Source organism: Variovorax monticola (assembly GCF_051216855.1).
In the GTDB taxonomy this organism is placed as follows: Bacteria; Pseudomonadota; Gammaproteobacteria; order Burkholderiales; family Burkholderiaceae_C; genus Variovorax.
The window spans coordinates 336,115-349,806 of record NZ_JBPJZP010000004.1 but is presented as its reverse complement, the minus strand read 5'-3'; the positions used below and the strand labels follow the sequence as shown (position 1 = coordinate 349,806).

Annotated in this window: 11 protein-coding genes; 3 read left to right on the top strand and 8 right to left on the bottom strand. The window is 68.6% G+C overall.

Going from position 1 to position 13,692, the window contains the following annotated elements:
• Positions 1 to 91: 91 nt before the first annotated feature.
• From ACSFA5_RS16230 to ACSFA5_RS16220, 3 genes are all read right to left on the bottom strand, one after another.
• A complete protein-coding gene (locus tag ACSFA5_RS16230; protein WP_435445065.1) occupies positions 92 to 1,519 on the bottom strand; it encodes a sensor histidine kinase in 1,428 nt (475 codons plus the stop codon).
• Entirely contained in the window at positions 1,519 to 2,904 is a 1,386-nt protein-coding gene (gene miaB / locus ACSFA5_RS16225; RefSeq protein WP_435445064.1) for a tRNA (N6-isopentenyl adenosine(37)-C2)-methylthiotransferase MiaB, read from the bottom strand. Before miaB ends, ACSFA5_RS16230 begins: the two co-directional genes overlap by 1 nt.
• A 72-nt stretch (positions 2,905 to 2,976) precedes the next feature.
• Positions 2,977 to 3,435, bottom strand: coding sequence for a hypothetical protein (locus ACSFA5_RS16220; RefSeq protein ID WP_435445063.1), 459 nt, complete (start codon positions 3,433 to 3,435; stop codon positions 2,977 to 2,979).
• A 196-nt stretch (positions 3,436 to 3,631) separates the two neighbouring features.
• On the opposite strand from ACSFA5_RS16220, the gene ACSFA5_RS16215 reads away from it, so the two are divergent.
• A complete protein-coding gene (locus ACSFA5_RS16215) occupies positions 3,632 to 4,879 on the top strand; it encodes an efflux RND transporter periplasmic adaptor subunit (RefSeq protein WP_435445062.1) in 1,248 nt (415 codons plus the stop codon).
• Positions 4,880 to 4,934: 55 nt separating this feature from the next.
• Entirely contained in the window at positions 4,935 to 8,099 is a 3,165-nt protein-coding gene (locus ACSFA5_RS16210) for an efflux RND transporter permease subunit (protein ID WP_435445061.1), read from the top strand.
• Positions 8,100 to 8,334: 235 nt separating this feature from the next.
• On the opposite strand, the gene ACSFA5_RS16205 is transcribed toward ACSFA5_RS16210, so the two are convergent.
• The 5 genes from ACSFA5_RS16205 to ACSFA5_RS16185 all read right to left on the bottom strand — a co-directional run bounded on the left by ACSFA5_RS16205 (position 8,335) and on the right by ACSFA5_RS16185 (position 12,353).
• Positions 8,335 to 9,027 carry a Crp/Fnr family transcriptional regulator gene (locus ACSFA5_RS16205; RefSeq protein ID WP_435445060.1) on the bottom strand — a complete coding sequence of 231 codons (693 nt, stop codon included), beginning with the start codon at positions 9,025 to 9,027 and terminating at the stop codon, positions 8,335 to 8,337.
• 53 nt (positions 9,028 to 9,080) lie between these two features.
• Positions 9,081 to 9,725, bottom strand: coding sequence for a histidine phosphatase family protein (locus tag ACSFA5_RS16200; protein WP_435445059.1), 645 nt, complete (start codon positions 9,723 to 9,725; stop codon positions 9,081 to 9,083).
• Between the two features lie 19 nt (positions 9,726 to 9,744).
• Positions 9,745 to 10,362, bottom strand: coding sequence for a DUF4136 domain-containing protein (locus tag ACSFA5_RS16195; RefSeq protein WP_435445058.1), 618 nt, complete (start codon positions 10,360 to 10,362; stop codon positions 9,745 to 9,747).
• Positions 10,363 to 10,408: 46 nt separating this feature from the next.
• Positions 10,409 to 11,338 (bottom strand): tRNA 2-thiocytidine(32) synthetase TtcA, encoded by a 930-nt coding sequence (ttcA, locus tag ACSFA5_RS16190; protein WP_435445057.1) that lies wholly within the window; start codon positions 11,336 to 11,338, stop codon positions 10,409 to 10,411.
• Positions 11,339 to 11,420: 82 nt separating this feature from the next.
• On the bottom strand, positions 11,421 to 12,353 hold the full coding sequence (locus ACSFA5_RS16185) for a LysR family transcriptional regulator (protein ID WP_435445056.1): 933 nt from the start codon (positions 12,351 to 12,353) through the stop codon (positions 11,421 to 11,423).
• 100 nt (positions 12,354 to 12,453) lie between these two features.
• On the opposite strand from ACSFA5_RS16185, the gene ACSFA5_RS16180 reads away from it, so the two are divergent.
• Positions 12,454 to 13,677: an MFS transporter gene (locus ACSFA5_RS16180; RefSeq protein ID WP_435445055.1), complete on the top strand. Its 1,224-nt coding sequence runs from the start codon at positions 12,454 to 12,456 to the stop codon at positions 13,675 to 13,677.
• Positions 13,678 to 13,692: the final 15 nt, after the last annotated feature.

Genomic DNA, 13,692 nt, shown 5'->3' with positions numbered 1-13,692 from the left:
AACGGCGGACGAACGGGAAAAACATGGGTCGAAGAAAGGACGCGATGCGGTGAGGCGGTGTTGCGATAGGGGAGAGGGGGAGCCGGCGTTGTCAGGCCGTGCGCGGCAGTTCGATGCGAAAACGAGCACCGGGTCCGTCAGGCTGCAGGGTGATGCGGCCCCCGTGGGCTGCAATGTACTCCTGCACGATGGAAAGTCCGATGCCGGTGCCTTTCACCGTGTGCTCGGGCTGGCGTTCGCCGCGGAAGAAAGGTTCGAAGATCCGGTCGCGGTCGCCTTGCGCGATGCCCGGCCCGGCGTCGTTCACGTCGATGTAGACCGCTTCCGGCGTCCCCGACACCGCCAGGGTGATGACACCGCCGGTTACCGAAAAGCGAATGGCGTTGCTCAACAGGTTGGCAATGGCCGTGCCGAGCTTGGTGCGGTCCACCGTGATCGCGATGGGCTGGCCCTCGGCGCGCACGCGCAGGCCGTGCGACTGCCACTGCAGGCGCTGGGCCTCGATCTGCTCTTCGATCAGCGGCAGCAGCTCGGTGCGCTCGCGGCGCAGTTCGCGCGCCTCGAACGCCGCGGCGTTGAAGCGCAGCAGCGCCTCGATCTGCCCCTGCAGCGAAATGGTGTTCTGCTGAAGGATGTGCGCCACTTCGAGCTGCGCCGCATTCATCGGGCCGGGCACACCGTCTTCCAGCAGCGACACGCCTTCGCGCAGCGCCGCCAGCGGCGTCTTCAGTTCGTGCGACACATGGCGCAGAAAGCGCGCCTTGTCGGCGTCCAGCTCGGTCAGGCGAAGCCGCAGCCATTCGAGCTGCTGCGACACGCGCCGCACGTCGGCCGGGCCGCGGATGTCGATGGGTTCGTCCAGCCGGTTCTGCCCCAGGCCCACGATGGCGTGCTCCAGCCGCTTGAACGGCCGCGCCAGCCAGATGCCGAAGGCCAGCGCCAGCGACACGGCCAGCACGCTGGCGGCCACCACCTCGCGCATCAGCCGGCGCCTCGCGTTCTCGATGCGCTGGGCCAGCGCATCGTTCTGCGTTTCGATCAGGAACTGCGCCTGCTGCGCCAGGTTGGTGTTGAGCGCGTCGAGCTCGCGGAACTGCATGGCCATGGTGCTTTCGCGGGCGAGGGCGCTGTCGGCGTTGCCGCTCATCAGGCCCTCGATCACACCGAGCTGGGTGCGCCACATCTCGATGCCGGCGGGCGCCAGGCCGTTGTTCTCCATGCGTTCGAGCACCTGGTGGGCTTCGCGCGCGGCGTCGTCGAAGCGCCGGCGCAGCACCGCGTCGTTGAGCACCAGCGACTGGCGCCCGGCGCGCTCCATGGCAGCGCTGCGTTCGGCCAGCGACTGGGCCGCGCCGGATAGCCGCAGCGCGCGCGCCGCGGCGTCGCGGCTTTGCGTCATGAGCACGTCGTACTGCAGCACCGAGCGCAAGGCCACGCCGACCAGCAGCGCGGTGATCAGCAGGAACGCAAACAGCAGCAGCTGCTGGAACGAGCCCCGGATGGAAGGCCGCTTCGCCATCAGTGGGCGAGCGCCGCTGCGGCGGCCAGGGCCGAATCTTCCGGTCCGCCCGTTTCACCCGATTCACGCGTGGGCACTTCGCCGCGCAGCGTGTACGACAGCGAGCGGGTGATGCGCAGGTCGGTCATCTGGCCGACCAGGCGGGCATCACCCTCGAAGTTGACCACCCGGTTGCAGGCCGTGCGGCCCATGAGCTCGTTCGCATCCTTGCGCGAGGCCCCTTCCACCAGCACGCGCTGCGTGCTGCCCACCAGCGCCTGGCCGAAGCGCTTGACGTTGGTGTCGATGGCCGCCTGCAGCGTGTGCAGGCGCGCAAGCTTCACAGCGTGCGGCGTGTCGTCGTGCAGCGCGGCGGCCGGCGTGCCGGGGCGCGGGCTGAAGATGAAGCTGAAGCTGTTGTCGAACTGGCAGTCGTCGATGAGCTTCATCATCTTCGCGAAGTCTTCGTCGGTCTCGCCGGGGAAGCCGACGATGAAGTCGCTGGAGAGGGCCAGCTCGGGGCGGATGGCGCGCAGCTTGCGCACCGTGCTCTTGTATTCCATGGCGGTGTAGCCGCGCTTCATGGCCATCAGGATGCGGTCGCTGCCGTGCTGCACCGGCAGGTGCAGGTGGCTCACCAGTTGAGGCACCTTGGCGTAGGCCTCGATGAGCCGCGGCGTGAACTCGTTCGGGTGGCTGGTGGTGTAGCGGATGCGCTCGATGCCGGGAATCTCGGCCACGTATTCGATGAGCAGCGCGAAGTCGGCGATTTCAGAGGTGTCGCCCATCCTGCCGCGGTAGGCGTTCACGTTCTGGCCCAGCAGCGTGATCTCGCGCACGCCCTGGTCGGCCAGGCCGGCAATTTCGACCAGCACGTCGTCCAGCGGGCGGTTCACTTCCTCGCCGCGGGTGTAGGGCACCACGCAGTAGCTGCAGTATTTGCTGCAGCCTTCCATGATCGACACGAACGCCGTCGAACCCTCGACGCGCGCGGGCGGCAGGTGGTCGAATTTCTCGATCTCGGGAAAGCTGATGTCCACCTGCGGGCGGTTCAGGCGCACGCTGTCGTTGAGCATCTCGGGCAGGCGGTGCAGCGTCTGCGGGCCGAACACGATGTCGACGTAGGGCGCGCGCGCGATGATGGCCGCGCCTTCCTGGCTGGCCACGCAGCCGCCCACGCCGATCTTCACGCCCTTGGCCTTCAGGTGCTTCACGCGGCCGAGGTCGGAGAACACTTTTTCCTGCGCCTTCTCGCGCACCGAGCAGGTGTTGAACAGGATGAGGTCGGCCTCGTCCACGTTCTGCGTGGGCTCGTAGCCCTGCGCGGCGTGCAGCACGTCGGCCATCTTGTCCGAGTCGTACTCGTTCATCTGGCAGCCGAAGGTCTTGATGAATACTTTTTTCATGGGGAGATCTCTGTCTGCCCTCCGAGGGTGGAGGGCACTTTCAGGCGCTGGCGCACGGGGCGCGCCGCGCGGTTATTGCGTGTTGACGGTGTCGTTCGAGGTGAACGGCCAGATGTTCAGGAACGGCTTGTTCATGGCCTCGCGCGGGGCCGAGGCTTCGTCGGGCGTGAGGATCCACACTTCCTTCAGCAACCCGGCCGCGTCGCGCGTGTAGTTGACGAGGTAGAGCTGGCCGACCAGCGCGCCGGTCAGCTGCAGCAGGTTCTGCTGGTTGCGGATGCGCGCGCCGGGCGACAACCGGGCCGGGTTGCCGTCGAGCTGCACGTCGTTGCCGTCGACCACCATGAACTTGCCGCGCAGGGCGCCGATGGGGAAAGTGCGCCCGCCGACCAGAGATTCGTTCTGGGTCTGCGGGCGGGGCACGTCGTCCTGGGCGGTGGCCGGCAGGGAGAACAGGCCGGCAATGCCGGCGGCGGCTGCGCACAGCGCAAGGAAGGGAATGGGGTTCGTGGGTGTCTTGCAGCGGTTCATGGGGTATATCCAGAGGCTGTGGAGCGGGGATTTTAGCGAGGGGGTGCGTCCAAGGGGGCGTTCCTGCAGGCCGTCCACGGCGAGAGGTGCACAGGCGTCGGCCTGCTTTGCTTTACATTTCTTTACAGGAGTGGTGAACACTGCGCGTCGGCCACTGATTCAATAGCCGCTGTCAGCCCAAAGTGCACAAAACCCCATGAAAAAAAATGTTGCCGTAGCCCTCGTGGGCGTGTTGATCGTAGCTGCCGTGGGCGGGTGGTGGAGCATGTCCGGCGGCAAGACCGAAGTAAAAACCGCCAAGGCGCCGGTCCCCGCGGGCGGCGCACCCGCACTGGTCACGCTGGCCACGGCGCAGAAGCAGGACGTGCCGGTCACCGTGCAGGTCAACGGCAGCGTGGTGTCCCTCAACAGCGTCGACCTGCGTCCGCAGGTGACCAACACGGTGAGCGCGGTGCACGTGAAGGAAGGCCAGTTCGTCAAGTCGGGCCAGTTGCTCTTCACGCTGGACGACCGCAACGACCAGGCCAACCTGGCGCGCGCAAGGGCGCAGCAGCAGAAGGACGAGGCCACCATGGCCGACCTGGACCGCCAGTACAAGCGCAGCCAGGACCTGGTGGCGCAGAACTTCATTGCCAAGAGCGCGGCCGATGCCACGCTCTCGCAGCTGGAGGCGCAGCGCGCCGCCGTGGCCGCCGACCGCGCTGCCGTGCAAAGCGCGCAGGTGGCGCTGGGCTATGCCACGCTGCGCGCGCCGATTGCCGGGCGCATCGGCGCCGTCAACATCTACCCGGGCACGCTGGTGCAGCCGACGCTGTCGCTGGTCACCATCACCCAGCTCGACCCCATTGCCGTGAGCTTCCCGGTGCCCGAGGGCAACCTGCAAGACCTGCTGGCCGCCGCGCGCACCCGCGCGAAGGTCGAGGCCCTCGTCAGCGGGCGCAAGGCGCCGCTGAGCGGCACGCTCGACTTCGTCGACAACACCGTCGATCCGCAGATCGGCACGGTGCGCGCCAAGGCCGTGTTCGCCAATGCCGACCAGGGCCTGTGGCCGGGGCAGTTCGTCGGCACGCGCATCACGGTGCGCACGCTGGAGGGCGCCACGGTGGTGCCGGCCGCGGCGCTGATGATGCTGGCCGACGGCACCTCGCTCTACGTGGTGGACGAGGCGAAGACCGCCACGCGGCGCAAGGTGAAGGCACTGCACACCTTCGGCACCCAGGTCGCGGTGAGCGGCGTGGAGCCGGGCGAGCAGGTGGTGATCGAGGGCAGCCAGAACGTGCGCCCGGGCGGCAAGGTGCGCGTGGACGCCAAGGCGCCGGCTGCCGCGCCGGGAGCGCCGGCCGCACCGGCCACGCCGACCAACGGCACCACCGGTGTCACGCCCGGCAGTGCCGCGTCTTCCGACGGCACGGACATCAAGCCGCCGAAGCAGGAACGCGCATGAGCCGCCGGGCCGCTCCCAAGGCGAACACCGCAGCGCGCAGCGCGGAGGTTTCCCCATGAACATTTCCGAGCTCTGCATCCGCCGTCCGGCGATGACGGTGCTGCTGTCGGCCGCCGTGGTGGTGATCGGCATCTTTGCGTACTTCAGCATCCCCGTGGCCGCGCTGCCCAGCTACAACACGCCGGTCATCAACGTCAACGCGCAGCTGCCCGGCGCGAGCCCCGACACCATGGCGAGCTCGGTCGCGCTGCCGCTCGAAAAGCAGTTCTCCACCATTCCCGGCCTGCAGACCATCAGCTCGGTGAACACGCAGGGCGTGACCTCGCTCACGCTCGAATTCGTCAGCAGCCGCGACATCGACGCCGCCGCGGTCGACGTGCAGGCCGCGCTGCTGCGCGCGCAGCGCCAGCTGCCGCAGGAGCTCACGCAACTGCCCTCGTACCGCAAGGTGAACCCGGCCGACGCGCCGGTGCTGTTCATCGCGCTGATCTCGCCGTCGATGAACCCGGCCGAGCTCAACGACTACGCCGAGAACCTGATCTCGCCCACGCTCTCGACCATCGACGGCGTGGCGCAGGTGGGTGTGTACGGGCGCAAGGCCTTCGCGGTGCGCATCAAGGCCAACGCCGACCTGCTCAACGCGCGCAACATCACGCTCGACGAGCTCGCCAAGGCGGTGAACTCGGCCAACGCCAACACGCCGGTCGGCGTGCTCGACGGCCCGCGCCAGACGCTCACGATCCAGGCCAACCGCCAGCTCGTGAAGGCGGCCGATTTCGCGAAACTCATCATCGGCCAGCGCAACGGCGCACCGGTGCGGCTCGACGAGGTGGCCACCATCGAGGACAGCTTCGAGTCGGTCAAGACGTCGAGCAGCTTCAACGGGCAGGACTCCATTTCGCTGGCCGTGCAGCGCCAGCCCAATGCCAACACCGTGCAGGTGGTGGACGCGGTGCGCGCGCTCATTCCGCGCTTCAAGGCGGAGTTGCCGCAGTCGGTCGAGATCCAGATGGTGAACGACCGCTCGCTGTCGATTCGCGAGGCCGTGCACGACGTGCAGCTCACGCTGCTGGGCACCATCGCGCTGGTGGTGCTGGTGATCTTCCTGTTCCTGCACCGGCTGGTGGCCACGCTGATTCCGGCGGCCACCATCCCCATTTCGCTGATCGGCGCGGTGGCGCTGCTCTACGCCTTCGGCTATAGCCTGGACAACGTGTCGCTGCTGGGCATCACGCTGGCCGTGGGCCTGGTGGTGGACGACGCCATCGTGGTGCTCGAGAACATCATGCGCTACGTCGAGAAGGGCATGGAGCCTTACGCGGCGGCGCTGCGCGGGGCGCGCGAGGTGGGCTTCACCATCGTGTCGATCTCCATCTCGCTGGTGGCGGTGTTCATTCCGATCTTCTTCATGCCGGGCGTGATCGGCCTGCTGTTCCACGAGTTCGCGGTGGTGGTGGCGCTGGCGGTGCTGGTGTCGGCCGTGGTGTCGCTCACGCTGGTGCCGATGCTGGCGAGCCGGCTGCTCAAGCACGTGCCGCGGCCCGAGGGCGCGATGGACCATGAAGAGCAGCACCCCGAACCCGGCACCGCCATCGGGCGTGCCTTCGAGCGCGGCTACCGCGCGGTGCACGGCGGCTACATGCGCTCGCTCGACTGGACGCTGGGGCACCGCAAGGTGATGCTGGCGATCGCGGGCCTGACCTTCGTGGTCACCGGCTGGCTGTTCGCCACCATTCCCAAGGGCTTCTTCCCCGAGGAAGACATCGGCCAGATCCAGATCACCACCGAGGCGGCCGAAGACATTTCGTTCACCGCCATGAAGGCGCTGCAGGCGCGCGTGTCCGACGCCATTCAGGCCGACCCGAGCGTGGACTACGTGAGCTCCTTCGTCGGCGTGGGCGGCCCGACCGCCACGCAGAATTCCGGCCGGCTGTTCGCGGTGCTCAAGTCGCGCAGCGAGCGCCCGCAGATGGCCAAGGTGCTGGAGTCGCTGCGCCAGCGCTTTCGCGAGATTCCGGGCGTGGCCGTCTACATGCAGCCGGTGCAGAACCTGCGCCTGGGCGGGCGCCAGAGCAAGGCGCGCTTCCAGTACACGCTGCAGAGCGTGAACGCGGGCGAGATGGTGCCGTGGGCCACCAAGCTCATGGAGCGCATGCGCGCCGACCCTGCGTTCCGCGACGTGACCAGCGACTCGCAGAACCGCGGCCTGCAGGCCACGCTCGACATCGACCGCGACAAGGCCGGCGTGCTCGGCGTGGCGGTGGGCGACCTGCGCACCGCGCTCTACAACGCCTACGGCGACCGGCAGATCGGCAGCATCTACGCGGCGAGCAACACCTACCAGGTGATCTTGTCGGCCGCCGACAGCGACCGCCAGTTCGAGGACGACGTGTCGCGCCTGTCGGTGCGCAGCACCACCGGCCGGCTGGTGCCGCTGTCGGCCTTCTCCACCATCAACCGCACCGTCGGGCCGACCTCGGTGAACCACCAGGGGCAACTGCAGGCGGTGACGGTGTCGTTCAACCTCGGGCCCGACGTGCCGCTGGGCAACGCGACCGCGAAGATCGACCGGTTCAAGGACGAGCTGAAGATGCCGCAGTCGATCATCACCACCTACGGCGGCGATGCGGCGGTGTTCCAGAGTTCGCAGTCGAGCCAGGCGGTGCTGCTGGTGCTGGCGGTGCTGGTCATTTACGTGTTGCTGGGCGTGCTGTACGAGAGCTACATCCACCCGCTGACCATCCTGGCCGGGCTGCCCTCGGCGGCGGTGGGCGCGCTGCTGTCGCTGAAGATCTTCGGCTTCGACCTGACGCTGATCGCCACCATCGGCATCCTGCTGCTGATCGGCATCGTGAAGAAGAACGCGATCATGCTGATCGACTTCGCGCTGGACGCGCAGCGCACCGAGGGCATGAAGCCGGTGGACGCGATTCGCGAGGCCTGCCGGCTGCGCTTCCGCCCGATCCTGATGACCACGCTGGCCGCGCTGATGGGCGCGCTGCCGCTGGCACTGGGCCTGGGCGCCGGCGCCGAGCTGCGTCAGCCGCTGGGCGTGGCGGTGGTGGGCGGGCTGATCTTCTCGCAGGTGATCACGCTGTACATCACGCCTGCCATCTACCTGGCGCTGGACCGCTACAGCGGCACCGGGCCGATGGTCGATCTGCCGGGGGAGGCCAAGGACGAAGCTGCGGCGGGCGGTCACGCCGCCTCGCACGCCTGACGGCGATCCAAAAGATGCCGGATGGCCATGAGCGCGAGCCACCCGGCCGGAAAGGACTTCGGCAGTCCTGCGAAACGTCACACCCGGGCCGTCGCCGACCGAAGGCGGGCCTCTTCTTCAACGGCTCCTCCCGTTCCCTCCTCCGCTCTTCCCATCCATGTGTGTGACGGGATGAATGATGGCGATGGGTGAAGGTCTCGACGGTATCCAGCGATACACGAAGCGGGCTTTTTTCTTACGGTGACGCATCGCGGAAACGCCGCAAGGCCGGCGCATTCGGAATGCCGACCTGCCGGGCCCGCGTTTCAATGAGCCCGTGTCCCGCCAGCGCATTCAACGTGCGGGTGACGGTGACGCGGCTCAATGCCGTCATGGCGCCGATCTGCTCATGCGTCAGATCGACGGTGAGTTGTTTCGATGCCTGCGCCGATGGCAGGCGTGCCACACGCAGCAGCAAATCGATGATCCGCTCCTTGGGCGCCGCCGAGGCCACCCCGGCAAGCTTGGCGACGATCATGTGATTCTTGAAGCCGAGCAGCTGGATCAGCGAGGTCGCGAGCTCGGGAAGCTCCGAAAATTGCCGCGCGACATCTGCCGGGCGATATCGGCTGAGAATCGCCGGCGCGACCGCCTTGGTCGTCGTGGGCCGGGGACTGTCGGCGAACGCCGGGCCTTCGCCAAAAATCGCACCCGGTCCGAAGATCTCGAGCAGGAACTCCGAGCCGTTGCTTCGCTGGATCGTGGAGTGAACGAACCCCGATCGCAAAAGATAGAAGTAGCCGTGCCGTTCGCCCTCGCGCGCGATGGTGTCGCCGGCCTCCAGGGTGACGAAGCTTCCCAGATGCGTGGCGTCGGTCCACGGCGCAGACAGCGTCTGGGATGCATCCCAGCTGGCGTACGCCGAGGGAGGCGAATTTGTTCTTTTCATGGCAGCGTCTTGCCCGGATCGGAGAAAGGCAAGCGGCCCATCGTGCCGTCGCGCTAGGTCGTGGGCTCATCGAGCGGCGTGTCCGCCGCCAGGTGGGCGGTGTCGCTCCAGCCCACGAGGCTGAAGCCCTCGGGCGTCCACAGCATGCGGTTGATGGCCGCATTGCCCAGCTGCCAGGTGCGCGGCGCCTGCAGCGCCTGCCGGGTGGCGGCGCGGTACAGCACGTCCATCACCCCGCCGTGCGCGACCAGCACCACCAGCTCGCCCGGATGGCGCGCCGCCAGTTCGGCGGCGACGCCCGTCACGCGGTCGCGGAACACCAGCAGGCTTTCGCCGCCTTCGGGCTCGAACTCCGGGTCGCGCTCGCGCCAGCGCTTGGCCTGCTCGGGCAGCGTGGCCTCGATCTCGGCGAAGCTCATGCCCTCGAAGGTGCCGAAGGCCCGCTCGCGCAGGCGCGGCTCGGGCTGTACGGGCAGGCCGTGGGGCCTGGCGATTTCCTCGGCGGTCTGCCAGGCACGCGACAGGTCGCTGGCGTAGACGACGCCGACGGGCTCTTCCGCCAGCGCCCCGCCGGCGCGCTGCGCTTGCCAGACGCCGGTGGCGTTGAGCCCGATGTCGAGCTGGCCCTGGATGCGGGTGTCGACGTTCCAGGCGGTTTCTCCGTGGCGAACGGCGATCAGGCGGGTGGGTTCTTCCATCCGCGGGATTCTAGAAGCGCTACTTTTGCGCCGTCGGCAACGCGATGTCCACCCGGCGCTCGCCCTGCGGCGGATCGGGAAAGCCCTGCAGGGCGGCCTCGAACATCACCGGCAGGATCGCCGCGCTCGAGGTGTAGGGCCCGTCGTTGCGCGCGCGGGTCTCGTAGACCACGCGGTTGGAGCCTGCCTCGCGCAGCACGATGCTCACCTCGCGCTCGTACCAGGGGTTGGCCGGCGGCGCGAACGCCGGGCCGCCGTACCAGCCGCCGCCATGCCAGCGCCGGCCGTAGTAGCCGTAGCCGCCGTAACCGTAACCCCAGGGGCCGTTGTAGAGCCACGGATCGGCCCACGGCGACAGCCCGGCCGAGACGCGCGCGCCGATCTGCGCGGTGTACCGGGGCTGGGTGTCGTCGCGGCGCAGTCCGGCCTTGTCGAGCGCCGCGCCTGCCATGGCTTCGAGCGATGCCTGCCGGGCGCCGTCGGCCTGCTGCGAAGGCAGGCGCTCGAAGCGGTAGGTGGCGCCGGGCGCCACGGTGCCGGGCGAGGCGAAGCTGTTCACGTTGCTGTCGACCACCCAGGAGGTGGCGCAGCCGGTCAGGCTTGCTATCAGAAAGAGAGCGGGAAACGCACGTTTCATAAGGGTCTCCGGGCTGAAAAGCCCCAAATTCCCCTGGGTTGCCCGGTCAGCCCTGGACGATGCGCAGGGCCGAGGGTGCCTGGGAGAGCAGGTCGAAGGAGGGCGTGTCGAAGGCGGTGTCGCCGTTCTCGTCCGCCACGCCCGTCGCCTTGAGACCCTTGAAGTCGTGCAGCGTTCCGTCCAGCAGGTGGGACGGCACCACGTTCTGCATGGCGGTGAACATGTTCTCCACGCGGCCGGGGTATTTCTTGTCCCACTCGCGCAGCATTTCGCCGACCTGCTTGCGCTGCAGGTTTTCCTGGCTGCCGCACAGCGTGCACGGAATGATCGGGAACTCGCGATGCTGCGCCCAGCGCACGGTGTCCTTTTCGGCCACGTAGGCCAGCGGGCGGATCACCACGTGCTTGCCGTCGTCGCTCACCAGCTTGGGCGGCATGCTCTTCAACTTGCCGGCGAAGAACATGTTGAGGAAGAAGGTCTGCAGCATGTCGTCGCGGTGGTGGCCCAGCGCGACCTTGGTGGCACCCAGCTCGTCGGCCACGCGGTACAGGATGCCGCGCCGCAGCCGGCTGCACAGGCCGCAGGTGGTCTTGCCCTCGGGGATCACGCGCTTGACGATGCTGTAGGTGTCCTGGTTCTCGATGTGGAAGTCCACCCCCAGGTCGCTCAGGTACCTGGGCAGCACGTCTTCGGGGAAGCCCGGCTGCTTCTGGTCGAGGTTGACCGCCACGATGTCGAAGTGGATGGGCGCGCGCGCCTTCATCTTGAGCAGGATGTCGAGCAGCGCGTAGCTGTCCTTGCCGCCCGAGACGCACACCATGACCTTGTCGCCCTCTTCGATCATGTTGTAGTCGACGATGGCCTGCCCGACCTGGCGGCACAGGCGCTTTTCGAGCTTGTGGGTTTCGCGTTCGATCTTCAGGGAGTGGGTGGCGTCGGCGGCGGCGGGCGCCTCGTCGATCCAGACGGCGTTCATGGCGGGCTACTTCGGGGAGTCGGGGGAGGGTGCGATTGTCCCCGAACATCCTTTGGCCTGCCATCCCGGCGTTTTTTGCGGGTCATGCCGCCGGAAACGCCGTGCGCATCGCGTCGACGAAGCGGCGCAGCTTGGCCGGGTAGAAGCGCGCGTACGGGTACACGACGTACACCGGCGCATGGGCTGCCTGCCACTGCGGCGCCAGGTGCACCAGCTGCCCGGCCTCCAGCGCCTCGGCCAGCATCCAGGTCGACAGCACCCCCACGCCCACGCCCAGCACGGCCGCGCTGCGCAGCGCGTTCAGGCTGTCGGTGATCATGCGCGGGCGAATCTGCACGCGGTACACCTCGCCGCTGGTTTCGTGGGTCAGCGCGACCTCGGTGCGGTAGAAGTTCTTCGCGGCCAGCCAGGGCAGCGCCTCCAGGTCGCGGGCGTGCACGGGCAGCGACGCGTGCGTGAACAGCGAGGGCGCGCCCACCGCGATGCGCGGCACCTCTGAGAGCCGGATGGCCACCACCGAAGGGTCGGTCACTTCGCCCACGCGAATCGCGCAGTCCACGCCCTCGGCGATGAAGTCGGGCGTGCGGTCCTGCGGGCCGTCGTGCAACAGCCATTCGACGGTCATCTGCGGGTAGGCGTGCAGGTAGGCGGCCAGCGGCCCGACCAGCAGTTGCTGGCCGAACACATGCGGCGCCACCACGCGCAGCCGCCCCTCGGGCTGGTCGACCGCGCCGCGCACCTCGGCCTCGAAGGCGTTCCAGCTCAGGATCAGCTCCCGGGCGCGCTCGAAGCAGCGCTCGCCGTCCTCGGTGAGCTTCATCGCGTGGGTGGAGCGCTGCAGCAGGCGCACGCCCAGCGAACGCTCCAGCGCCTGCAGGCGGCGGCTCACGGTGGGCTGGGTGGTGCCCATCTGCGCGGCCGCGGCCGACAGGCTGCCGGACTCGACGATGCGAACGAAGGTCTGCATCAACTCGATGCGGTCGGCGGAAGCAGTGGATGGAAGCGGTGTGGCCATACGTTCAGCGTATATCAATTGTTCGAGGCACGGGGCTACCTTCGACCTGGCTGCGGCGCGCAAACTCCAGCCCCTGTCTTCGCATCCAAGGGTAAACACCATGTCTTCCATTCAATCAACGCATGAGAGGCTGCCGAACTCGCTGATCCTGCTGCTGGCCGCCAGCGCGGGTTTCGGCGTGGCCGCGCTCTACTACAGCCAGCCCATGCTGGGCGTGCTGGGCCCGGACATCGGCGCCTCGGCCCGCTCGGTGGGCTTCGTGCCCACGCTCACGCAACTGGGCTACGCGCTCGGCATCCTGCTGCTGGCGCCGCTGGGCGACCGCTTCGACCGGCGCCGCATCATCCTGGCGAAGGCCACGGTGCTGGTGCTGGCGCTGCTCGGCGCGGCGTTCTCGCCGTCGGTCGGCCCGCTGCTCGTGGCCAGCCTCGTCATCGGCCTGGCCGCCACCCTGGCGCAGGACGTGGTGCCGGCCGCCGCCGCGCTGGCGCCCGAGGCGCACCGCGGCAAGATCGTCGGCACGGTGATGACCGGGCTGCTGCTGGGCATTTTGCTGTCGCGCGTGCTGAGCGGCTTCGTGGCCGAGCACTTCGGCTGGCGCGCGATGTTCGTGGTGGCGGCCGCCAGCATCGCGCTCATCGGCGTTGCCGCGGCGCGCGGCCTGCCGCACCTGCGCCCGACCACGCAACTGGGCTACGGCGCCTTGCTGGGCTCGCTCGGCAAGCTGTGGCGGCGCCACGGTGCGCTGCGCCGCGCCACGCTCGCGCAGGCCTTGCTGTCGGTCGGTTTCAGCGCCTTCTGGTCGACGCTGGCGGTCATGCTGCACGGCGCGCCGTTTCACCTGGGCAGCGCGGCGGCTGGTGCCTTCGGCCTGGCCGGAGCGGCCGGTGCGCTGGCCGCTCCCATCGCCGGGCGGCTGGCCGACCGTCGCGGGCCCGAACTGGTGATCCGCATGGGGGCGGCGCTGGTGGTGGTGTCTTTCGCCGCGATGCTGTTCGCGCCGCTGATGGCGCCCGCCGCGCGGCTGGGGCTCATCGTGGCCAGTGCGATCGGCTTCGACTTCGGCCTGCAGGCCGCGCTGATCGCGCACCAGACGGTGGTCTACGGCATCGACCCCGGTGCGCGCAGCCGGCTCAATGCAGTGTTCTTCACGGGCGTGTTCGTCGGCATGGCGACGGGCTCGGCGCTCGGTGCCCTGGTGCTCGCGCAGTGGGGCTGGTCGGGCGTGGCGCTGACGGCTGCGTTGTCGGCCCTGGGTGCGCTCGGTGTGCGGCTGTGGCCGGCAGGCGCCGAGCCCGCCGTGGCCTGCGGTTCAGCGGCGTGAATCTGGCGTGAGCCT